The following is a 22,765-nucleotide window of genomic DNA, read 5'->3' on the forward strand; positions in this document are numbered from 1 at the left end:
AATGATAATTCGAAGCTTAATCCTTTTTTTCATTTCGACACTTTTATTCCCCCAGTCTGGTAAATCTATTCTAACTAAACTTCAACAGAAATATTCCAACATTAAAACTTTTTCCGCATCTTTCCAGCAAAAAATTAAAGGACAAAACAACTTCGAAGTAAATGCTAAAGGTAAATTTTATTACTCGCAAAAAAATAAGTTTATCATTGAATTTAATAATCAAGTTATTGTTAGTGACGGCAATACCGTGTGGAATTACAACAAAAAGAGCAAACAAGTTATAATAAGCTCAATTACTGATGAGCCGACTTCTTTATCTATTGATCGAATAATTTATGACTATCCTTCAATCTGCAATGTTACATTGGAAAAAAATTCTGATAAGAATCCTGCTTTTACAGTCTTAATGTTAACCCCAAAAGACGAAGACGCTCCTTTTAAGGATGTAAAGATATGGGTTACTCAAGATTATTTAATTAATAAATTAGAAATCAGTGATTTAAGTGGAAGTACATTTATTTTCGAATTGAGCAACATAGAACTGAATAAAGACTTATCAAATATGGATTTTGTTTTCACCCCCCCTAAAGGAGTACGTGTTATTGATCTTAGATAAAATAAATACTCGTTCTGTAAAGAAAATTTTAGGATTTATTTTACCGCTGGTCTTTACAATTTTCTTTTTGCTGCTTGCATTTCAAAATGTTGACTTGAAAAAGTCAATCTGGCTAATAACTAATACATCACTTCCTTGGCTTTTGGTTTTTATTTTTATTTTCTTTTTTTCTCATTTTATTAGAGCAATTAGATGGAAAATAATTATTAATTCCATTAAAAAAGAAACATCTTTGCTCAATCTTTTTAGTGCGGTAATGATTGGCTACGGTGTAGGTTGTGTTGCTTCCCGTCTTGGCGAGGTTTATAGAGGTTTTTTTTTAGGCAGATGGGAAAAGTTATCCAGAACGTCAATGTTCGCAACTGTTGTTGTAGAAAGAATTATTGATATGTTGGCACTCGGATTTTCATGTGTAGTAAGTATATATATTTATTCAGGCGACTTGTTAAATGAGGTTATTTGGTTGAAAGCATCACTAATTGTTGCTTTCAGCGTAATGGCTGTTTTTATTGCTCTTATTTATTTATTAATTGTGAAGAAAGAAAGTTTCTATAATGCTATCGTTAAATTTGTTGGGAGGTTTTCACATAAAATGGCTGACTTTTTAGCTAAGACCTTCACAACGCTCTTAGAAGGTTTTAGTAGTATTAAAGGAATTAAAAGTTATTTACTGATTTTAGTTTACTCTGTAATTATTATGCTGCTTTACGCATTAAATGCTTATATCGGTTTTTATATTTTAGAATTAGAGAATACATATACTATTACATTTGGAATGGCTTGGGTATTAATGACAATAAGTGCTTTTGGAGTTGTGATACCTACTCCGGGTGCAACGGGCTCGTATCATCTGATTACAATTTTTGTACTAACGCAGCTATATAATTTTAACTACACGGAAAGCGGTGCATATGCAATATTAACACACTTTATTTCTTATGTTTCTTTTATTGTTTCATCGTTGCTTTTACTATACGTAGTCAATAGAAGGAACTTTAAGAAAGGTATACCAAAAGAAAATTTTCTTTCTGTGTTTAGATTAAATATGGATGAGAAATGAAAAAACTATTTATGATTATATTGATATTTGCAACAGCTATTACAACAACAGCTCAAATAGATTTAAGTTTTGGAATGGGTTTAGATTTCAATAATGTTTCTTCTTACCGTGATTATGTGAACGAGAATTTTGCACCGGCAGATAATCAAATATCAACCTTTAAAAGTTCAGTAATGTTTTTGTCTGAAGTAGATTATTATTTGCCTGATAAATTCCAGATTGGACTTGAATATAACTTATTAATTGATTCTTATAATACTCCCGTAGGCGTAGCAGGTATTTATGAAATTTCTTACAATGTTCATCGACCCTCATTACTTGGTTATTATGTTATTTATGGTAAAGGGTATAAATTTAAATTTGGTGTGGGTGCGGGCCCTAGATTTGCTTCTTTAACCGAAAAAATTGTTACTCAAACTAACTATAATTCAACGGGACTGGGATTTCTTCTTAAGGCTGAAGGGCATACTGCCTTGAGTACTAATTTTTATGCAGTTATCGGTGTTGATGCGAGATATGATTTAGTAGGTGAGCCTTCCTATTCGAATGGTAAAATACATAACAACGTTAACGGAGAAAATCTTAATCTTAATTCTATTTCAGTAGGATTAAAACTTGGAATTTCACTTACTTTTTAAGGAGTAGTTTTTGAATATAATTGAGTCAATTTTTTTGGGAGTAATACAAGGACTTACTGAGTTCTTGCCAATCAGCAGTACAGGCCACTTAACTTTAGCTGGCAAATTAATGAAATTAATTTCAGATACTCATCCTGAGCAATGGACTGCATTTATTGCTGTTATTCAGCTTGGTACAATGATTGCCGTTTTTGTTTATTTTTGGAATGACCTTATTAGCATTGTAAAAGATTTTATCTGGCAAAGTTTAATTAAAAGAAAAAGTTTTGCAGAACAAAACATAAATTCTAAATTAGGCTGGTATTTAATTATTGGAACAATTCCAGTTGTAATTGTGGGCTTAGGATTTAAAAACATCATCGAGGGTGCAATTACAAAAAATCTTTTTGTAATTTCTTCGAGTTTAATTGTGCTTGCAATATTTTTAGCAGCAGCTGAAAAAATATCCTCTTTTAATAAAAAGATAGAAAATATTAAGTGGTACGATGCACTTTTAATAGGTATAGCCCAATGCCTTGCTTTAATTCCAGGCTCGTCAAGATCGGGTACCACAATAACAGCGGCTTTGCTTCTTGGATTTGAAAGAGAAACTGCTGCTAAATTTTCTTTTTTGTTGAGTCTTCCGGCTGTTTTAGGAAGTGGATTGTTAGAACTTTACGAGTCACTTAAATTTATAGACTCTTCAATAACAATTAATCTCATATTGGCTACAATTATTTCGGCTGCCGTTGGTTACCTTTCTATTGAGTTTTTATTGAAATATTTACGTAAACATACGACTTACGTTTTTGTTTATTACAGAATTACAATTGGATTGCTAATTCTTGCCCTAATATTATTTGGTGTAATTACTAAATAGGAGGAAACATGAAATTTGTTTCTGTATTATTGATTTTTTTGTTTATTATTACCTCAGGTTGTAATAATAAACGAAACGAAGGCGAACAAAAAATTAATAATAGCAGCGAGGACAAATTGAATGAATTAATGGATACGAAAAATGGTGAGAAACTTATTGCAACAGTCTACACTACAATGGGAAATTTTGAAATTGAACTTTACCCAAAACTTACTCCTGTTACAGTTAAAAACTTTGTTGGACTGTCGTTAAGAAAGTATTATAACGGTGTAACTTTTCATAGAGTAATAAAAGACTTTATGATACAAACAGGCGACCCTACAGGCACTGGTGAAGGGGGGGAAAGTATCTATGGCGGCGAGTTTCAAGATGAATTTAATTCATCGTTGAAACACGATTCACCAGGTGTTGTTTCAATGGCTAATAGTGGACCAAATACTAACACGAGCCAATTTTTCATTACTGTTGTTCCTACACCTTGGTTAAATGGTAAGCATACAATTTTTGGCAGAGTAGTTAAAGGCATGGATGTGGTTTTTGCTATTAGTAAAGTTAAAACGGGACCTATGGATAGACCAATAGAGCCTGTGGTAATTGACTCAATTGAAGTAGTTAAAAGAAAATAAAAATGAAAGATCCTGAGTTTTTTACTTCACGGTGGGGTTTAATTTTAGCAACTTTGGGGATTGCTGTAGGCACTGGTAATATTTGGAGATTTTCGCGGATAGTTGCTCAAAATGGGGGAGGATCATTTCTTATTCCATGGGTTATTTTTCTTCTAATTTGGTCAGTACCTTTAATAATAACAGAGTTCGCAATAGGTAAATTAACAAGATATGCCCCAGTAGGAGCATTTACAAAAACTGCAGGCAGTAAGTTCACATGGATGGGCGGCTTTGTGGCGTTTGTAACTATAGCTATAATGTTCTATTATTCTGTTGTGACTGGTTGGTGTATCAAATACATGATTTCTGCATTCACTGGAAATTTATTTAATGTGAGCGACCAGCTTCAGAATTGGAATGAATTTTCTTCCAGTTATTGGCCAATGTTTTTCCATTTTATCTCTATGCTGTTGGGTTCTGGAGTAGTTTATTTTGGTGTAGTTAAAGGTATAGAAAGAACAAGTAAATTCTTAGTTATTACTTTGCTTGTAATCTTATTTGTCCTTTTATTTCGTGCGTTAACTTTGCCAAATTCTTTTGAAGGTATTAAATTCTTTTTTACACCGCAATTAAAATATATTACTGATTATAAAGTTTGGCTAAGTGCATTAACACAAAATGCATGGGATACCGGCGCTGGCTGGGGCTTGATTTTAACTTATGCAACTTACATGCGGCAAAAAGAAGATATCCCTTTAAATGCAGCATTAATTGGTTTTGGAAATAATTCTGTATCCTTGATGGCAGGTATAATTATTTTTTCTACTGTTTTTGCATTAAGCAGTAATAACGCCATTGAACAAATTATGCAATCAGGTCCTGCAAATACAGGAATTACTTTTATTTATCTTCCAATTCTGTTTTCAAAATTTTCAAATAGTTATTTCGTTAACTCAATGTTTGCTTTCTTATTCTTTCTGGCGCTTTCTTTTGCCGCTATTTCATCATTAATTTCAATGATAGAACTTGCTACGCGAACTTTAATTGATTTTGGTTTAATAAGAAAAAAGGCAGTTATGATAGTTGGTATAGCGGGGTTTTTATTCGGTCTTCCAACCTCTCTTAGCTTAAAAATTTTTTTAAACCAAGATTGGGTTTGGGGTGTCGGTTTACTGATTAGCGGTGCATTTATGGCTTTTGCTGTTAATAAGTTTGGCGTGGATAAGTTTAGAGATGAGATAATTAATGGTATTGGCAGCGATGTAAAAGTAGGCAGCTGGTACAACTTCTTAATTAAATTTGTTATTCCAATAGAGGCAATAATATTAATTTTTTGGTGGCTAATTTCTTCTATTACATGGGATAGTGAATGGTGGAATCCTTTTCATATTGAAAATGCGGCTACGTGTATTTTTCAATGGGGAATAGTATTGATTGTATTAATTATTTTAAACGAAAAAATTACAAGACAAATACAGCGGGCAAGCAATTGAGCTTTTACGTCGTAATTAATATGGTCGTTGTGTTGAGTGTTGTATGGGGAGGTTTTACTTTTTTCTTGTATAAAGCAGTAAAAAAAGAAAACGAGAAACAAGCTAACGATTGATAAAAATATGTCTAAACCTAAGATTCAAAGTGTTAATGAACTGCCTAATTGTTTAACAAAAAAGAAATTACAGCCTGTATTTTTTTTCTTCGGGGAAGATTTTTATTCCATTGATAATGCAGTTAAAATGGTACTTGAGGCGGTGCAGCCTTTAATTGCTTCCGAGTTTGATAAAGAGATAATAAGCATAGAAAAGGGAGGAAAAAGCTTAAGCGAAATTTTAGACAACGCCTACACATTTCCTTTTGGCGGTAAGAAAAGATTAATTATTATAAAGAATTTTGAAAAAACAACAGATAAAAAATTGTTAATAAATTATCTTAAGCAACCCCCAGAATTTACTATTCTCGTAATAGCATATTATGATAAAATTACTGACGTTTCTAAAGAACCGTTTAACACGTTAAATAAGTTTAACTTTATCTTTGAAGCAAAAAAACCAGATGAAGATGACCTTTCAATATGGATTGCTGAAAAAGCAAAAGAAAATAAAATTACCATTAGTAACGAAAATGCTAAAATGCTTATTGATATAGTTGGTAATGATAAATTTTTGATAGAAATGCAACTAAAAAAAATTTATAACTTCCTTAACGAGGGAGATGAAATTACATTAGAAATAATACAAAATTTAGCTTCCTATACTAAAGAGTTTTCCATTTTTGATCTTCAAGACGCACTTGGGAAAGGAGATAAACTAAAAGCCTTGGATATTGCTTATAATCTTTTAGATAACGGAAATGAAATAACGTACATCTTGGCAATGCTTACAAAATTTATAGCTACAGTAGCTCAATCAACAGAAATGATTTCCCAAAATGTAAATGATAATGAAGCATCAAAAAAGATAGGGGTCAGTTGGGCTTATTACGTTAATTGTAAAAAAGCCAAGTATTTTTTATCAGATAAACATTTGCTCAACGCATCAATGGCTTTATTAGAAGCTGATGCAATGGTTAAAACAATGTCTGTAGATGTGAAAACTATTATTTCAATGCTTATTTCTAATATGATAAAAGAATAAGACATGGGAAATTTACTCAATGTGGTTTTATTTTTATATTATAATTCTAAAAAGCTTGATTACAGCCAAAATTGTTTTTCAAAAATAATGTAGTGTAAATCACTTATTGGTGAAATTAAATTGTAGGAGGTGGATTTACATTTTTTGATACTAATTTATACAGCTATTTTAGATAATTAATAAATACAGTAATTAGATTTGTGAAACTTTTTAAGAAAAGAGAGAGTATAATTGACACAAAATAAGCAACTTGAATCTTTAACTGATGAGGAATTAATTAAAGAGTTTCAGGATAACGATACTATTGAGGCATATGAGATTTTGGTTAAACGCTATAAAGACCCGCTGATGAATTTTGTCTTTAGGTTTGTTGGTGACCGAGATGTCTGCACAGATATTGTACAAGATACAATGATAAAGTTTTATCTAAATAAAGATTCATACCGTTCTTTTGCAAAATTTTCAACGTGGATTTATACTATAGCCGGCAACCTTGCTAAAAATGAGTTGAAAAGAAGAAAACGCAGAACAATATTTTCTCTTAATAACGATGAAGAAGATAGGACAATACAAGTCGAAGATAAAACTTTTTTTGCACCAGATAGGGTTGCCGATAGTCAAATTAAAGGAGAAATTATTCAAAGGGCTTTAATGAAAGTTAAACCTGTTTATAGAGAGGTAGTTATATTGAGAGATATTCAAGGTCTTTCTTATGAGGAAATAGCCGAAATTAGTGGGTTATCTTTAGGTACTGTTAAATCAAGAATTAATAGGGGGAGAACACATTTGCAAAAACTTTTGGAAAAAATATATAAAGAGTAACGCCTATGGGAATTAAAAATTACAACGATAGTGAAGCAAAATACTCAAGTATAATTTCTCAACTGAAAAGTTTGCCTCAAATAAAAGCTCCTGCAGATTTTGAACTTAAGCTGATGATTAAAATTCGTAACAACGAACTTGACTACCAAAAGTATAAAGACAGACAATTTAGTTTAATTAAATTCTTTGCACCAACTGCTGCTATAATAATTGTATCGGCTGTTTTGTTCTTTGTTTTGATAACTCCTCAACCTGAGGCTGAAAATCCTTTAATGATAGAACCTAAGCTTATAGAAAATAATATTCAAAACAACAGCCAAGTAGCTTCTGTGGGTCAATCTAAAATTAAAGGAAATAACACTTATACTAATAAAACAATACTGCCACCCCAAAGCTCTAAATGCCCTTTCGTAGTTAAACCGAATGACGTAGTGGTTTCTGTTGAAAAAAATAATGTTCCCCTTAATTCCGATAAAACTATAAATCTTGACGAATACATATCAGGACAAGCAAAGTCTGAAAAGACTATTACCGGTGGAAATCTTGTTAGCAGCGAAAATGATAATTATGATTTTGGAGGTTTTTTTGTAAGGGAAGAACCTGACCCAAAAGTACTTCAAAAATATAGAGCAATGATTGACTCTATTAACTTAGCTAAAAAAGTAAATTCTTTGAGGAAAAAGGATAATAATTTAAAAGAACGATAATTTTGTTTTTTGATTAATATCAGCTATATTTGAACCCTAATTTGATAAAAAAAGTAGGAAATTATGAAAAAAGGTATTCATCCCGCATACAAAACATGTGAAGTAACGTGTGTTTGTGGTAACCATTTTGTAACAAGGTCAACTGTAAGCAGCATTAAACTTGAAATTTGCTCAGAGTGCCACCCCTTTTTTACAGGCAAACAAAAAATAGTAGACTCAACCGGTAGAGTTGAGAGATTTAATAAAAGATACGGATTAAAAACCCAATCTTAAAGAAAAAATTCCCTTTGGGGCTGCATTCCTATGCAGCCTTTTTTATTTTAAACGAATCCTATTGTGAATTTCCTGTCAATGATATTTTTTTTACTTTGTATGGCAAATATTTTTTTGTTGGAATAAAATAGTTAAATATGGAAGCAGTAACCGAGCAAAAAAGCCTAAATCTATATCAAGGCGTAAGAGGAATTGCTATTAAACTCTTGAATAGGGTAGATAGAACAGATGCTTATCTTGACAAATTACTTGAAATAGAAATAAAAAATTCTGAATTGTGTGGCTCAGAAAAAGCACTGCTATTTGAAATTGTTCATGGTGTTGTTAGATGGTTGGGTAGAATAGATTGGATACTTAATGGTTTTTTTAAGGGGCAGTTTTCTAAATGCATACCAAACGTGAAAAATGCTTTACGAGTAGCTCTTTATCAAATTCTTTTTATCGATAAAATTAATGATATTGATGCAATTAACGATGCAGTTGAATTTGTAAGAAAGTTGCAAGGCCAAAAATCAGCTGAGTTAACCGGCATAATATTACGAAATATTTCCCGTAATAAAGAATCAATCCGTTATCCTAATCCAGAAGAAGATATTATTGCATATTTTAGTGCTTATTATTCTCACCCGTCTTGGCTTGTAAAAAGATGGATAAACAGATTTGGTAAGGAAGAAACAGAAAAACTTTTAGTTTCCAATAACAATAAACCAACTATGACGTTATGTGTTAATACTATTAAGACTAACGATGAAGAGCTTAAAAGTCTGTTACAAAAAGTTGATTTAAAGTATAATGAAGGTAAATTCTCTAAAAATTTTTTTAAGTTGACCAATCTTACTAACATCACCGCTTGGGAATATTACGCTAAAGGATTTTTTACAATTCAAGATGAAAGCAATATTTTACCTGTGCTTTTATTAAACCCTAAGCCGAATCAAAAGATATTAAATTTGTGTTCACCATCAGAATGTAAAACGGTAAACATAGCAAATATGATGAATAATGAAGGTGAAATTGTACTGTTAGATAAATTTGAAAGCAGAATGAAAATTCAAAAAAGAAATTTAGAAAGACTTGGCGTAAGCAATGTTAGAATGGTAATAGCAGACGTAGATAATTTTACAGAGTATGATTTCGATTCGGTTATTATTGATGCGCCCTCTACTGGATTTGGTACATTGGCAAAGAAACCTGACCTTAAATGGAAACAAGATTTAATTGATGTAAGAAAAATATCAAGTATTCAATATCGACTACTCGAAAAAGGTGCAAACTATTTAAAGAAAAATGGTACACTTGTTTATACGGTAAACTCATTTGAACCAGAAGAGACGCATGAAATTATTGAGAGATTTTTGACTAAGAACAAGAACTTTAAATTAATCGATGCTTCTAATCTCCTTGAAAAAGAGTTAGTAGATTCACATGGCTTTATTCAAACTATGCCGCATTTACACTCAGTGGATGGCATATTTGCTGCTAAGATTATAAAAGAAAATTGAATATAAAAATGTTATCAGAACTATTAGATAATTTTGCAAAAGAACTAAAAGCAATTAGAGAAGAAAAAAAGATATCACTTCAGCAAATATCCATCAAAACAAAAATAGATCCAAAATTTCTTGAAGCTATAGAAGAAGCTAACTTTGATATACTGCCTCAAGTATATATGCGGGCATTTATTAAAGAGTATGCTGAAGTATTAGAACTTAACCCAAATGAGGTAATTGCTAAGTATGATAAAGCTATGAGCGGGTCTATTAGTAAATTCTCAACTGAAGAAAATAATGAACATGAAAAAACCAAAGGTGATATTGCTATTAAAGATATTTTTCATGGAACTGATTTTTTGTTAAAAATAAAAGAAAAGTTTGCGGTTAATATTAATTTAGTTAAGAGAGCACTCCATACAAAAAAAAACTTGCCTTATTTTTTAACAGGTCTGGTTGTAATTTTATTTTTTGTGATATACTTTTTTTCTAATCATGGTTCAAATAAAATTACAGAAGAAAAGCCATACGACCAGCTACTCAAAGAACAGGCGAACATCGAAAGCGCTGCTAATGCTAATATTCAGAATTCTTCTAAGTCACCATTAGACAGCTTGTCTTTGTTTATTAAAACTAAAGATTCTGTTTGGATAAAAATTACTGCCGATACAACTACACGCGAATATCTACTTCCACCTAATAATTCGATTAAAATTAAAGCACTTAGAAAATATAGGCTGGTAGTTGGCAATGCTGGCGGGGTAGATATTCAACTCAATGGTGAACAACTCCAATCGTTAGGTAAACCTGGTGAGGTTAAAACAGTAACTATTGACAGACAAGGTCTCAAATTTTTACCTAATAATTTGTAATCTTCTATGAACAAAACAGTTGAAGAACGCATTGAAGAATTAAGAGAAATTATCCGTCAACATGATTATAACTATCATGTTCTTGCTCAGCCCACCATAAGTGATTTTGAATATGATAAATTAATGCAAGAATTAATTGATTTGGAAAAAGCCCATCCTCATTTAATTACGCCGGATTCCCCAACTCAACGAGTTGGTTCTGACTTAACAAAAGAATTTAAACCTGTTCAGCATACTACCCCAATGTTGAGTCTTGCTAATACTTACAATGAAGATGAGCTTTATGACTTTGACAGGAGAGTTAAAGAAGGTTTGCCTGCATCAGAAAAGATAGAATATGTTTGTGAACTGAAGATTGATGGAGTTTCTGTTAGTTTAATATATAACGATGGAAAACTTGCAGTGGCTGCTACAAGAGGAGATGGAATAACTGGTGAAGATATTACTCCTAATGTAAAGACAATTAAATCTGTTCCACTCTCAATCAATAAAAAAATATTGAGTGCTTACAATCTCTCTAATTTTGAAGTTAGAGGTGAAATATATATGGAAATTGAAGCTTTCAATAAATTAAATCAAGAACGTGAATTGCTCGGTGAACGAACATTTGCAAATCCAAGAAATTCAACTGCAGGAACAATTAAATTACAGGACCCTAAGATAGTTGCCAAAAGACCACTAAAAATTTTTCTATATTATCTTTTTTCAGATGAGTTAAAATCAAATTCTCAATACGAAAATTTACAACTAATGGAAAAGTTAGGTTTTCCTGTGAATAAAAACTATAAATTATGTAGTAACATGAAAGAGGTAATTGAGTTTTGTAAAGCATGGGAAGAAAAAAGAGATGATTTGCCTTACGAAATAGATGGCGTTGTGATTAAAGTAAATTCTTTAGCTCAACAAAAAGTTTTAGGTACTATAGCTAAATCGCCAAGATGGGCAGTAGCTTTTAAGTTCAAAGCCAAGCAAATAACAACAAAACTTAAAAAAGTTATTTGGCAGGTTGGTCGACTTGGTACATTAACACCTGTAGCCGAATTGGAACCAGTATTTTTAGCTGGCTCAACTATAAGCAGAGCTACTCTTCATAATTTTGATGAAATAAAACGCAAAGACATTAGAGAAGGCGATACTGTTTTAATTGAGAAAGGTGGTGATGTAATTCCTAAAGTTGTATCTGTGATAATTTCAAAAAGAAGTAAAGATTCTAAAGAACTGCTTCCACCTAAATTTTGTCCTGTCTGCGGCTCAAAATTATATAGACCTGAGGGAGAAGTTGCTATTTATTGCGAAAATAATTTATGCCCAGCACAAATTCGTGGCCGCCTGTTGCATTTTGCTTCACGCGGGGCTATGGATATTGAAGGCTTGGGAGAAGCATTAATTAATTTGTTTGTAGATATGAACTTTTTACATTCTTATTCAGATATATATAATTTGAAAAACAGACGCGCTGAGTTGATTAACATTGAGCGACTTGGTGAAAAAAGTGTCGATAACCTTATCAACGCAATAGAAAAAAGTAAAGAAAAAAGCTTTGAAAAGGTATTGTTCGCTTTAGGTATCAGATATGTGGGTGCTGGTGCAGCAAAGAAAATTGCTGAGCACTTTTTATCTATTGACGCTTTGATGAAAGCAACTGAAGAAGAAATTGAATCAATCCATGAGATTGGTCCAAGTATTAGCAAAAGTATAATTAGATATTTTTCTGAAAAGAAAAACAGAGATGAAATTGAAAAGCTTCGACAAGCAGGCTTAAAGTTTGAAATGGAGAAACCCAAAAAAACTTTATACAAATTTGCCGGCAAAACTTTCGTTTTAACAGGCACTCTTTCCAGCATGACCAGAGACGAGGCTAAGGATAAAATTATTTCCTTAGGCGGCAATGTTACAAGTACTGTTAGCAAAAATACTAACTATGTTGTTGTTGGAGAAAACCCTGGCTCTAAGTTGGATAAAGCACAAAAACTTAATGTAACCATACTTTCTGAAGAAGAATTTCTTAAAATGCTAAGTAATAAATAGAATGCTAAATAAAATTAAGACTAAGCTTGCATATTTTTTAATAAAAAAAAAGTATTTATTAAAGACCGGCCCAATTTATTTTAATAATATTGTTTCAACTGCAAAAGATATTTTTATTGTTTTGCCTAAAAATGATAATGACTTTTACCATTCCTTATTCATTCTTAGATATTATCTGTTGCATAAAAAACGAGTAACAATTTTTCTGGCAGCTCACCGTTATAATTTGATACCTGAAAAAGAAAAATATAAATATATATCTTATCTGCCTGTGGAAATGAATAAATTTTATTTGCCAGGGAAAAAATTAATTGAAAGATTAAAAGTGGACAAATATGATGTTTTAATTGACTTAAATAGAGATGAAGATGTTTTTTTAACAGCTGTCTCTTGTATAGTTGCTGCAAAACTAAAAATAGGATTTATGAAAAAAGATGCCGACTTTTATTATAATCTGATATTGACCAATCAAGAATTAGAGGCTGAGGTTTGTTACAAAAAAATGTTAAATTCTTTACAAATGTTTTGATATTATTATATTTGCAAAAATAAGCCTAATTCTTAGATTTGTAATAGAATTAAATAAAATAAGGGAATTAAATGAGTGAAAGCATTAATTATGAGATAAAAAAGACAGGTGATATAACTGTTTTTAAATTGAATGAAAAAAAATTTGATTCATCTATAGCCGGTTTTGTTAAAGGAGAATTGACAATTTTGCTTCACACAGAAGATGTAAAAAAATTAGTCTTTGACCTATCGGAAGTTGACTATTGCGATAGTTCTGGTTTAAGTGCTATTTTATTAGCCTTCAGAATTTTACAATCCAATGATGGCCATATTAGACTTGCATCACCCACAAAAAATGTAAAAACTCTCATTGAAATTTCTCAATTAGATAGGGTTTTGCCTATACGCACTAATGTAAATGAAGCAGTTGAGGAACTTAAATCAATATAAACCAATTTTTTAAATAAAACCTTATATTGCCTACTAAAGTTATAACTTTTTCCATGCAGTAAATAAAATAAAATCATCTCTATGGTTGAAAATAAAAAACCTAAATTGAAGTCGAGCTTAAGTATAAAATTACTTATTCTTTTTTTACTTGTTAGCTTAATTGTTCTTATGTTTCCAATGGGGGAGTCTATTGAATCCGATGTAAGTGTTGGTTCAATTTGGATTCATGACGACCTTATTGCATCTAAGACCTTTGAAATATTAAAGGACCCTGAGACTTACAATAAGGAAAGACAAGAAGCTGCCTCTAAGGTTTATCAAATATTTGTCTTACATAAAGATGCACTGGATACTACATTGGACTCAGTCAAAAATTTTAACAAAGTCTTAATAAGAAAGCTTGATGAAAGTATAAAACTTAAGAATAATGACGAGGCTAATTCTACCTTCTTAAGTAAAGACTCGTTTTTATATTTCTTGCAGCTAAGAAAAAAAGAAAATCTTTTCGTTACAAAAGGGAAGATGTCTTTTAACGAGGTTATTGGCTTTATAGAAGACATAATAAAAAAAGTTTATCAACGCGGTTATATTGACCAAACATACAATCAAATAAAAAAAGATAGTATTGCTTTAAGAGATGGTAAATTTGAAAGAGTTGTTCCCAAACGGGTTTATCTTGATAGTAATTCTTTAAGGGATTTTATAGACCTTTACATAAGAAATTATTTTGGTAACAATGAGAAAGTGGTAAATGCAATAACTGAATATCTAGATAACTTTCTAAAACCCAATGTTATTTACGATTCTAAATTAACCGACTTGGCAGTTCGTAGTGCTATGGATAAAGTATCTAAGAACATTGGGATTGTAAATCAGAACGAACGCATAGTAGCAAAGCACGATAGAATAACGCCAGAAATAAAACAAAAGATTGATTCTTACCGTGTAGCTAAGGGAGAAGAAATAGGTTTTTGGGGAAGATTTGCACAAAGTATAGGCAAATATTTTCATATTCTAATCATATTAAGTCTCTATATTATATACATATATTTATTCCGTAAGAAAATTTTCTTGGATAATTTTAAGCTGTTATTAATCTCAATGATTATTTTATTTATAAGTTTTTTGACGTATATCATTTTACAGTTAAATGTGAAAGCACCGGTTGAATTTTTTGTACTTGTTCCTGTAGCCTCAATGCTTTTGACGATAATTTTTGATTCAAGAGTAGGATTTTATGGTACGATAGTAGTTGCCCTTGTGTGTGGTGGTCTGCGAGGCAACGATTATGTCTTTTCAGTTATGAATATATTTGCTGGAGCCCTCGCTGCTTATACTGTAAGAGATATAAAAAATAGAACACAAATATTTAGGTCATTTTCTTTTATACTAATTGGCTATGTTATTGGAATAATTTCATTTGGACTGGAGAGATTTGATTCGATTCAAAATATGCTTGTAAGCTCTGCTTTTGCTACTGCTAGCGCATTGCTGAGCCCGGTTTTTACTTATGGGTTTATTATTTTTATTGAAAAATTTTTTGGTATTACTACAGATCTAACTCTTTTGGAGCTTACTGATCTTAATAGTCCATTATTAAGAGAACTTGCTCGGTCAGCCCCAGGTACGTTTACGCACTCTATGACAATGGGAACTCTTGTTGAAAGTGCAGCCGAAGCAATTGGTGCAAATCCTACTTTGGCAAGGGTTGGAGCTTATTACCACGATATTGGCAAAATATTAAATCCATCTGGTTTTGTAGAAAATCAGTTAGATAATAAAAATATTCATGACAATTTATCCCCTGAAGAAAGTGTACAGATTATTTTAGAACATGTTGAAAAAGGTGTCACGTTAGCTAAACAGTATAACTTACCTCAAGAAATTATAGATTTTATCCCAATGCATCATGGTACAATTGTTATTTCTTTCTTTTATGAAAAAGCAAAAAAATTATATGGTGAAAATAATGTCGATGTTAATTATTACAGCTATAAAGGTCCAAAACCAAATACAAAGGAGACAGCTCTTGTAATGCTTGCCGATGCTTGTGAGTCCACTGTGAGGTCTATGAACGATGCCGACTCTCAAAAAGTTGAAAATGTTATTAATAATATAATAAATAATAGACTTAACGAAGGACAACTAGACGATTCACCGCTTACTTTTAGGGATATTAAAAAAATTAAGGAGTCATTTCTAAGTATTTTAATTGGACAACATCATAAAAGAATTAGATACCCAAATCAAGCAGAGATTGAAAATAAAAATGACTCTACATGAAAATACAATGAGAATCTAACTGATGGAACAATTCATTAATGAGTACCTTACTTTAATAAGAATTGAAAAAAATCTTTCCGATAATACTGTTAATTCCTATTCATCTGATATAAAAAAATTTTTGAGTTTTGCAGAGAAAAACAATATAACCGATTTGAACGATATCGATTCCAACTTGATTGCACAATATTTTCATTTACAGCGTGAACGTGGTATTAGCGGCTCATCTATGGCACGCTATCTTTCATCACTTAAAGGTTTTTTTAAGTATTTGTTTAAAAGCAAATATATAAAAAAAAACCCAACTGAAAGCTTAAACTCTTCTACTAAATCAAGAAAGCTGCCATTAGTTTTGACTTTTCCTGAAATAGAAAAAATCTTGAATGCACCAGAAGTAAATAATAAACTTGGCTTGCGTGATAAAGCTATACTTGAACTATTATACTCTTGTGGATTGCGAGTTTCAGAACTTATCAACATAAAAATTACTGATTTATTTTTTAATGAAGATGTTATAAGAGTGTTTGGAAAAGGATCTAAACAAAGAATCGTCCCTATTGGTAGAAGTGCTGTTGAATGGATTAAAAAATATCTCGTTGAATCGAGACCTTTAATTGAAAAAAAAAATCATAGTAAAAATTATTTGTTTCTCAACAGCAAAGGCTCGAAACTAACACGTATGGCAATTTGGAAAATTGTTGCCAAGTATGCTCAACTGGCTGGCTTAGAGAAAAAGGTTCACCCTCATATCTTTCGACACAGTTTTGCAACTCATTTATTGGAGGGTGGTGCTGACTTAAGAGCAGTGCAAGAAATGCTTGGTCATGTAGATATTTCAACTACTCAAATATACACCAATGTTGACAGAAACTATGTAAAGCAAGTTCATAAGGAACATCATCCAAGAGGCTAGTTTTTTATGAATATGAAATATTCTTCTTCAAATCATAATTATTATCTTTGAGTGATGAATAGTAAAGGATATATCTTATTGCTTGTATTAATCGCTGTTTTAACCTTTTCTTGTAGAAAAGAAAGTAAATCTTCTTATGAAAAATCCCAATTGAGCAGTGATACATTAAGAAAAACATTTTTTTATTCAATATTATTGACTTCTGATTTCAACAAAAAAGCTGCCGATTCTGTTGTTTATAATCTGAAAAATAAGCTTGAAGACACACTCATTATAAAAAAACAATCTGACAACAAATACGCTGTTTTTATTGGAAATTTTAATGATAATTATTCTGCTGGTAAACATGCTTATGAACTATTTGAAGATTCCCTAATTTCAGATTATAAAATTGTTAAAAATGATTCTGTAATATTCGACCTGTATTCTAATATCCCTTTTGTTGCAAATTTTGAAAATAGACCGTCTGTTTATAATTATAGTTTGTTAAGTAACAAGTATTACTTAGTCTGGAGCAAGTGGGGAAGAAAAGTTATAAATCTTAATATGACGAAAAACTTTGAACTGTGTTTTATTTCTACTGCAATGGGAATGGGCTGGCAAGGCGGTTTCCCATATATTCTTGATGCAAGAATTTTTATTTATCGGAGGCTGACAGGCGATATTAAAGAAATTGATTTTCTCGGACAAGGGCTGCAATTGTACACTTATTGGGAAACGCCAGATACTTTTAAGGTTAATTTTACAGTTTTAGATTCAATTCATACCAATATCCTAATTCAAAAAATAATTGCTTTTAATGACAGCGGGAAAAAGCTTTATCAAATAGAAAGAAAATATAATTTATTGAAAGATGGATTTCCTTATCCCCCGCAAATTGTACCTAACTTAATCTCGCCTAATTCAAGGTATAATCTTAATTATGAGCAGACAAATTCAAAGAATACATTTTATTTGTACGATGTGCAGTTAAATTTACGCTACGAAATAATAAAATCTAAGTATAACCTTTTTAATTCTGATTGGACTGAAAATGGAAATTATTTATTTATTATGCTACAAGATAAAAGGTCAAGAGGTAATAACAATGGCATTAAAAGGGCATTAGAATTTATTATTTATAACGTAGTTGAGAAGAAAATTGTGCGTTACTTTAAAGGCTACAAATATAAAAACTACTTGATAAATGGTAACTTGGTTTTATTTGATCAAAGAAACGAACATGAATCGAAAATTGTTGTCTATAATTTTGTAAAAGACCATTTGATAAATGAAATTAAATTGAAAAGTGGTGTTGGGCTAAATAATATTCTATTTTAGTGAAAAAATGAACAGTTATAAAAGAACATTAAAATATGTTAGACCTTATTGGAAGCATCTTACCCTTTCGGTAATATTCACTTTTTTATACTCTATTCTTAATGGTGCATCAGTTTATCTATCCATTCCTTTGCTTGATACTCTATTCCAACAGACGGGCGTAGAAACTGTACAGAAGTCAACTAATATTGTGTCGTCTGCCAATTGGATTGATTCGATAACAAGAAGTATTTCGATATGGTTTAAGCATCTTATCTTTACAGGTAGCGTAACTGAAATATTAATGCGTATTTGTATTTTGATCTTAATAGCTTTTCTTGGTAAAAATATTTTTGGCTATTTGCAATCTTATTTCTTGTCTTACGTTGAGCAAGGAGTTGTAAAAGACTTAAGAAACGATGCTTATCAACACCTTCACAAGTTACCCATGAGTTTTTTTAAAAGTGAAAAAACTGGCAACCTGATTTCAAGAATTACAAATGATGTTAATATGGTACAGACCAGCATATCAGCAGTTTTTCTTAATTTGCTTAGGGAGCCCTTAAATATTATTGTTTTTTTAGGTATAGCCATATCAATAAGCTGGAAGTTAACTTTGTTTTCTATCTTTGTTTTTCCATTTTCAATTGGGATAATAAGTTGGATTGGCATTAAGTTACGAAAACAAAGTGGACTACTTCAGAAAAAAATGGCTGATATTACAACTGTACTGCATGAAACGATTACAGGTGTTAAGATAGTTAAAGCATTTGGAATGGAGAGCTATGAAAATTCTAAATTTAGAGAACAGACCGAGAAATTCTTTCGGCTTACGCTTAAAATTGTAAGAATAAGAAACACAGCAGCCCCTTTAACCGAATTTTTAAGTGTTCTTGCAGGTATAGCAATAATTTATTTTGGCTCCAGGTTAGTCTTAATTGATAAATCACTTTCTGCCGGCGAATTTCTTGGATTTTTATTTGCCATATTTCAAATGATGCCGCCTATTAAAGAACTTAGCAGTGTCAATAATAGAATTCAAGAATCAAGTGCTGCTGCAGATAGAATATTTGAGATATTAGACACTGAGCCTATGGTTAAAAATATAGAAAACCCTGTTATCATTAAAAACTTTAATGAAGAAATTAAGTTCAACAATGTTTCTTTTCATTACGATGATTCGGATGAGTTGGTGCTCGACAAAGTTAATTTTAAGGTGCGTAAAGGAGAAATTATTGCATTGGTAGGAAGTAGTGGCGCTGGAAAGACTACCTTAGTAGATCTCATACCTCGTTTTTATGACCCTACGGAAGGAAACATTACTATAGACAATATTGATATAAGAAAAATCGAAATTGATAGCCTAAGAGCTTTAATGGGAATTGTAACACAAGAAACTATTCTTTTTAACGAATCTGTTAGAGATAATATTGCATATGGTTACAAAGATTACCCACTTGAAAAAATTATTGAGGCTGCTAAAGCAGCCAATGCACATAATTTTATAATGGAACTACCTAATAAATACGATACTATTATTGGTGAAAAAGGTACTAAACTATCGGGTGGACAAAGACAAAGAATTTCAATTGCTAGAGCTTTATTAAAAAACCCACCCATAATGATTCTTGATGAGGCTACTTCTTCATTAGATAATGAATCTGAAGTCTTAGTTCAAGAGGCAATTGAGAGATTAATGAAAGAACGTACTACTTTTGTTATTGCTCATCGACTTAGCACAATCCGAAATGCCGATAGAATTTTAGTTCTTGATAAAGGTAAAATCGTTCAGGATGGAAAACATGAAGACTTGCTAAAAGATCAGTTTGGTATTTACAAACGGCTATATGAGCTTCAATTTAGAGATTAATTTGTGAGATATGGCAAAAAGTGATTAATTAAGCAAAATATAGAATTAAACGTAAAATTTTCATTAATGAATTTTTTGTCTAAAATAAACGATATCTGATGCTAACATTTTATTGCTTCCTCATCTTTTTCTGAAAATGTATATTTTTGTAAAGAGTTTCTGTTAAATAGTGTAACTAACAAAGTATTGCTTTAGAATTTTTAAAATGGGAAATAAATGAAGATAGGTATAATACCTAACATTGATAAAGAAAATATTGTGAATGTAATAGAACGAATTGTAACTCTCCTTAAAGCTGAAAATCTTGATTATGTTATTTGTGATTCGATGCTGAAATTTCGAGGCCAGTTCAGTCAAATTCTTAAAGACTCGCAGTATGAAAAAAGCAAAAACGTCATAAAGTACAGCGACATGGTTGTTTCTGTAGGGGGTGATGGAACGATGCTTCATACAGCTTATGAAGTGTGGAATTATAGCACACCAATGTTAGGTGTAAATATTGGTAAGCTTGGATTTCTTGCAGAATTTGATTTGGAAAGCTTTAGTCAGTTTGTAAAAGAAGTAAAGTCAAATAATTATGTAATTGATGAAAGGATGGCACTTGCTGCAGTATGCAACGGAAGCAAAGAAGAACTTTTTGCAATTAATGATATTGTAATTGACAAAGGACAGTGGTCGAAAATGATTGAAATAACAATTAAAGTCGATGAAAACTATGTTGCTACATTCTCTGCCGATGGAATTATTGTGGCAACTCCAACAGGTTCTACAGGCTACTCGCTGTCTACCGGAGGTCCAATTGTTAGCCCAAAAGCTGATGCTATTACTTTGAGCCCTATCGCACCTCATACACTTACTATACGTCCATTGGTTCTATCAAGCCGCCAAAATGTTTTACTTTTTGTAAAATCACCAATTGATAAGATTAGAATTAGTTTAGATGGACAAAGAGTTAGCTACTTCGATTCTCCGTTAACTGTTTCTATAAAAAGAAGTGAAAAGCCAGTTAGACTTGTACATTCAGCTAAAACAGATTATTTCCAAATTTTAAGAAATAAACTTTATTGGGGTTTGGATTTAAGAACAATAAACAACAAAAAGTCGAGTGTAACATGAAAAAAATGTTATCCATCTTTTTTTTAATTTTCGCAGTAAATATAAACGCGCAAGAAAAATGCGTGACAAAGCTTGATGAAAAATCTGGAAATCCAATGTTGATAGGATTAATTAACAGAGAAGCTTTTGCCGATACAAACTATGCGTGGTGGTTTGATGCTGAATATAAAAATTATAATGTTGATTCAGCTTCTCTTGAAAAAGTTATAGATAAATTAAACGCTTACAATATTGTTATTGTAATGGGAACTTGGTGTTCAGATAGCAGGAGAGAGGTGCCGAGATTTTTTAAAATTCTTGATTATTTAAAATTCCCCCAAGAAAAAATAAAAATGATCGCTGTAGATAGAAATAAGAAAGCATTGGATCGAGAGATAGATAAGTTAAATATTGAGAAAGTCCCAGATTTTATTTTTTATAATGGCGCGACAGAAGTTGGAAGAATTGTAGAATCACCGAAAGAATCCTTAGAGAAAGACATTTCCGCAATTATAACAAAATAAAAAAAGAGGCTGCTAATTTAGGATTATCGTTTTAGCAGCCTTAACTATTTTTTTAATTTTCTACAGTTTCGTATTCTGGAATTTTAACAGTTGTAATGTTCTTGTAATTTTTTGGTTTCTTCGAACCACCATTTTTCTTGTCAGATATTTCAATTGGAATATTGTTGACCTTATCATCTTTCACATCCCTGTAGACGTAAATCTCATTTTTATAATTACGTAAAACAATTTTATCACTGTCTCTGTGCAAAACATATTGAGGCAGTATTGGCACCTTTCCGCCTCCTCCTGGTGTATCAATAACTAAATGAGGAATAGCTAAACCACTGATGTATCCCCTTAGTTTGTCCATTATTTCAAGTGCCTTATCTATAGAAGTCCTAAAATGATTGGTTCCTTTGGTTTCGTCTGCCATAAATAAATAATATGGTTTAACTCGTATTTTAAGTAACTTTAAGAAAAGTTCTTTCAAGATTTCAGGGTCATCATTAACTCCCTTCATTAAAACAGATTGATTACCAATTGGTATTCCAGCATCAGCTAACATTGTACATGCTTTTGTGCTTTCTGGTGTGATTTCCCATGGATGGTTGAAATGAGTGTTAACATAAATTGGGTGATATTTTTTTAGCATTTCACATAATTTTGGAGTAATTCTATGAGGAAGTACACAAGGCATTTTAGTGCCAAGACGAATAATTTCAATATGCTTTATTTTTCGTAATCGAATAAGAATTTTTTCTAACATTACATCGGTTAACATTAGAGGGTCACCACCGGAAAGAATAACATCTCTGATTTCTTTATGCTGTTCAAGGTACTTAAATGCGGATTCAAGTTCTTTCATTGAAATTTTATCTGAGTTACCTACTTTCCTTTTACGTGTGCAAAAACGACAATACATTCCGCATTGACTAGTAGTTAGAAATAGAGCTCTGTCTGGATATCGATGAGTTATATTTGGCACGGGGCTCATTTCATCCTCTTTTAGAGGGTCCTCGAACCCATCCATATCTTCAAGTTCCAATTTATCTGGGACGCATTGTTTCCAAATAGGGTCTCCCGGATAACGAATGAGACTGAGATAATAAGGGTTGATTCGTGCTTGAAAAAATTCATCTAAATCTTCCGCTACTTTCCGGTCGATCCCAAATTTTTCAACAAGCTGGTCGACACTGTGAATGCTATCGCGGATCATTTGTTGCCATAGTTCCATTTGTT

At 31.5% G+C, this 22,765-nt stretch carries 22 protein-coding genes; 21 read left to right on the forward strand and 1 reads right to left on the reverse strand.

From position 1 onward, the window contains the following. Window position 1: 1 nt before the first annotated feature. From ABRY23_05470 to ABRY23_05570, 21 genes are all read left to right on the forward strand, one after another. Window positions 2-616, forward strand: a complete 615-nt coding sequence (locus ABRY23_05470; protein ID MFA3782498.1) for an outer membrane lipoprotein carrier protein LolA — start codon at window positions 2-4, stop codon at window positions 614-616. Further along, complete coding sequence (locus tag ABRY23_05475) at window positions 597-1,676, forward strand: lysylphosphatidylglycerol synthase transmembrane domain-containing protein (protein ID MFA3782499.1); 1,080 nt, start codon at window positions 597-599, stop codon at window positions 1,674-1,676. Before ABRY23_05470 ends, ABRY23_05475 begins: the two co-directional genes overlap by 20 nt. Continuing rightward, on the forward strand, window positions 1,673-2,314 hold the full coding sequence (locus ABRY23_05480; GenBank protein ID MFA3782500.1) for a hypothetical protein: 642 nt from the start codon (window positions 1,673-1,675) through the stop codon (window positions 2,312-2,314). Before ABRY23_05475 ends, ABRY23_05480 begins: the two co-directional genes overlap by 4 nt. Window positions 2,315-2,324: 10 nt before the next feature. Continuing rightward, window positions 2,325-3,173, forward strand: a complete 849-nt coding sequence (gene uppP / locus ABRY23_05485; protein ID MFA3782501.1) for an undecaprenyl-diphosphatase UppP — start codon at window positions 2,325-2,327, stop codon at window positions 3,171-3,173. Between the two features lie 8 nt (window positions 3,174-3,181). Next, the gene (locus tag ABRY23_05490; protein ID MFA3782502.1) at window positions 3,182-3,799 is read left to right on the forward strand and encodes a peptidylprolyl isomerase; all 618 of its coding nucleotides are present in this window, start codon (window positions 3,182-3,184) and stop codon (window positions 3,797-3,799) included. A 2-nt stretch (window positions 3,800-3,801) separates the two neighbouring features. After that, a complete protein-coding gene (locus tag ABRY23_05495; GenBank protein ID MFA3782503.1) occupies window positions 3,802-5,271 on the forward strand; it encodes a sodium-dependent transporter in 1,470 nt (489 codons plus the stop codon). Between the two features lie 120 nt (window positions 5,272-5,391). Next, window positions 5,392-6,408, forward strand: a complete 1,017-nt coding sequence (gene holA, locus ABRY23_05500; protein ID MFA3782504.1) for a DNA polymerase III subunit delta — start codon at window positions 5,392-5,394, stop codon at window positions 6,406-6,408. Window positions 6,409-6,639: 231 nt separating this feature from the next. Beyond that, on the forward strand, window positions 6,640-7,230 hold the full coding sequence (locus ABRY23_05505) for an RNA polymerase sigma factor (protein MFA3782505.1): 591 nt from the start codon (window positions 6,640-6,642) through the stop codon (window positions 7,228-7,230). Window positions 7,231-7,235: 5 nt separating this feature from the next. After that, window positions 7,236-7,937: a hypothetical protein gene (locus ABRY23_05510; protein MFA3782506.1), complete on the forward strand. Its 702-nt coding sequence runs from the start codon at window positions 7,236-7,238 to the stop codon at window positions 7,935-7,937. Between the two features lie 63 nt (window positions 7,938-8,000). Then, window positions 8,001-8,210 carry a 50S ribosomal protein L31 gene (gene rpmE / locus ABRY23_05515; protein MFA3782507.1) on the forward strand — a complete coding sequence of 70 codons (210 nt, stop codon included), beginning with the start codon at window positions 8,001-8,003 and terminating at the stop codon, window positions 8,208-8,210. A gap of 137 nt (window positions 8,211-8,347) precedes the next feature. Beyond that, window positions 8,348-9,712: a 16S rRNA (cytosine(967)-C(5))-methyltransferase RsmB gene (gene rsmB / locus ABRY23_05520; protein ID MFA3782508.1), complete on the forward strand. Its 1,365-nt coding sequence runs from the start codon at window positions 8,348-8,350 to the stop codon at window positions 9,710-9,712. Window positions 9,713-9,720: 8 nt separating this feature from the next. Beyond that, entirely contained in the window at window positions 9,721-10,572 is an 852-nt protein-coding gene (locus ABRY23_05525; GenBank protein ID MFA3782509.1) for a helix-turn-helix domain-containing protein, read from the forward strand. A gap of 6 nt (window positions 10,573-10,578) precedes the next feature. Then, the gene (gene ligA / locus ABRY23_05530) at window positions 10,579-12,600 is read left to right on the forward strand and encodes an NAD-dependent DNA ligase LigA (GenBank protein MFA3782510.1); all 2,022 of its coding nucleotides are present in this window, start codon (window positions 10,579-10,581) and stop codon (window positions 12,598-12,600) included. 1 nt (window position 12,601) lies between these two features. After that, on the forward strand, window positions 12,602-13,129 hold the full coding sequence (locus ABRY23_05535; protein ID MFA3782511.1) for a hypothetical protein: 528 nt from the start codon (window positions 12,602-12,604) through the stop codon (window positions 13,127-13,129). Window positions 13,130-13,200: 71 nt separating this feature from the next. Continuing rightward, window positions 13,201-13,560 (forward strand): STAS domain-containing protein, encoded by a 360-nt coding sequence (locus tag ABRY23_05540; protein MFA3782512.1) that lies wholly within the window; start codon window positions 13,201-13,203, stop codon window positions 13,558-13,560. A gap of 81 nt (window positions 13,561-13,641) precedes the next feature. Next, on the forward strand, window positions 13,642-15,843 hold the full coding sequence (locus ABRY23_05545) for an HD family phosphohydrolase (protein MFA3782513.1): 2,202 nt from the start codon (window positions 13,642-13,644) through the stop codon (window positions 15,841-15,843). Between the two features lie 22 nt (window positions 15,844-15,865). Further along, window positions 15,866-16,756 carry a site-specific tyrosine recombinase XerD gene (gene xerD, locus ABRY23_05550; GenBank protein MFA3782514.1) on the forward strand — a complete coding sequence of 297 codons (891 nt, stop codon included), beginning with the start codon at window positions 15,866-15,868 and terminating at the stop codon, window positions 16,754-16,756. A gap of 54 nt (window positions 16,757-16,810) precedes the next feature. Then, entirely contained in the window at window positions 16,811-18,076 is a 1,266-nt protein-coding gene (locus ABRY23_05555) for a hypothetical protein (GenBank protein ID MFA3782515.1), read from the forward strand. Window positions 18,077-18,083: 7 nt separating this feature from the next. Next, window positions 18,084-19,925, forward strand: coding sequence for an ABC transporter ATP-binding protein (locus ABRY23_05560; GenBank protein ID MFA3782516.1), 1,842 nt, complete (start codon window positions 18,084-18,086; stop codon window positions 19,923-19,925). A gap of 216 nt (window positions 19,926-20,141) precedes the next feature. Beyond that, window positions 20,142-21,041 carry an NAD(+)/NADH kinase gene (locus ABRY23_05565; GenBank protein MFA3782517.1) on the forward strand — a complete coding sequence of 300 codons (900 nt, stop codon included), beginning with the start codon at window positions 20,142-20,144 and terminating at the stop codon, window positions 21,039-21,041. After that, window positions 21,038-21,544: a thioredoxin family protein gene (locus ABRY23_05570; protein MFA3782518.1), complete on the forward strand. Its 507-nt coding sequence runs from the start codon at window positions 21,038-21,040 to the stop codon at window positions 21,542-21,544. Before ABRY23_05565 ends, ABRY23_05570 begins: the two co-directional genes overlap by 4 nt. A 52-nt stretch (window positions 21,545-21,596) precedes the next feature. Here ABRY23_05570 and ABRY23_05575 read toward each other — a convergent pair whose 3' ends face one another. Beyond that, window positions 21,597-22,760, reverse strand: coding sequence for a KamA family radical SAM protein (locus ABRY23_05575; protein ID MFA3782519.1), 1,164 nt, complete (start codon window positions 22,758-22,760; stop codon window positions 21,597-21,599). Window positions 22,761-22,765: the final 5 nt, after the last annotated feature.

The organism is Melioribacteraceae bacterium 4301-Me, from assembly GCA_041538185.1.
Lineage (GTDB): Bacteria > Bacteroidota > Ignavibacteria > Ignavibacteriales > Melioribacteraceae > Pyranulibacter > Pyranulibacter aquaticus.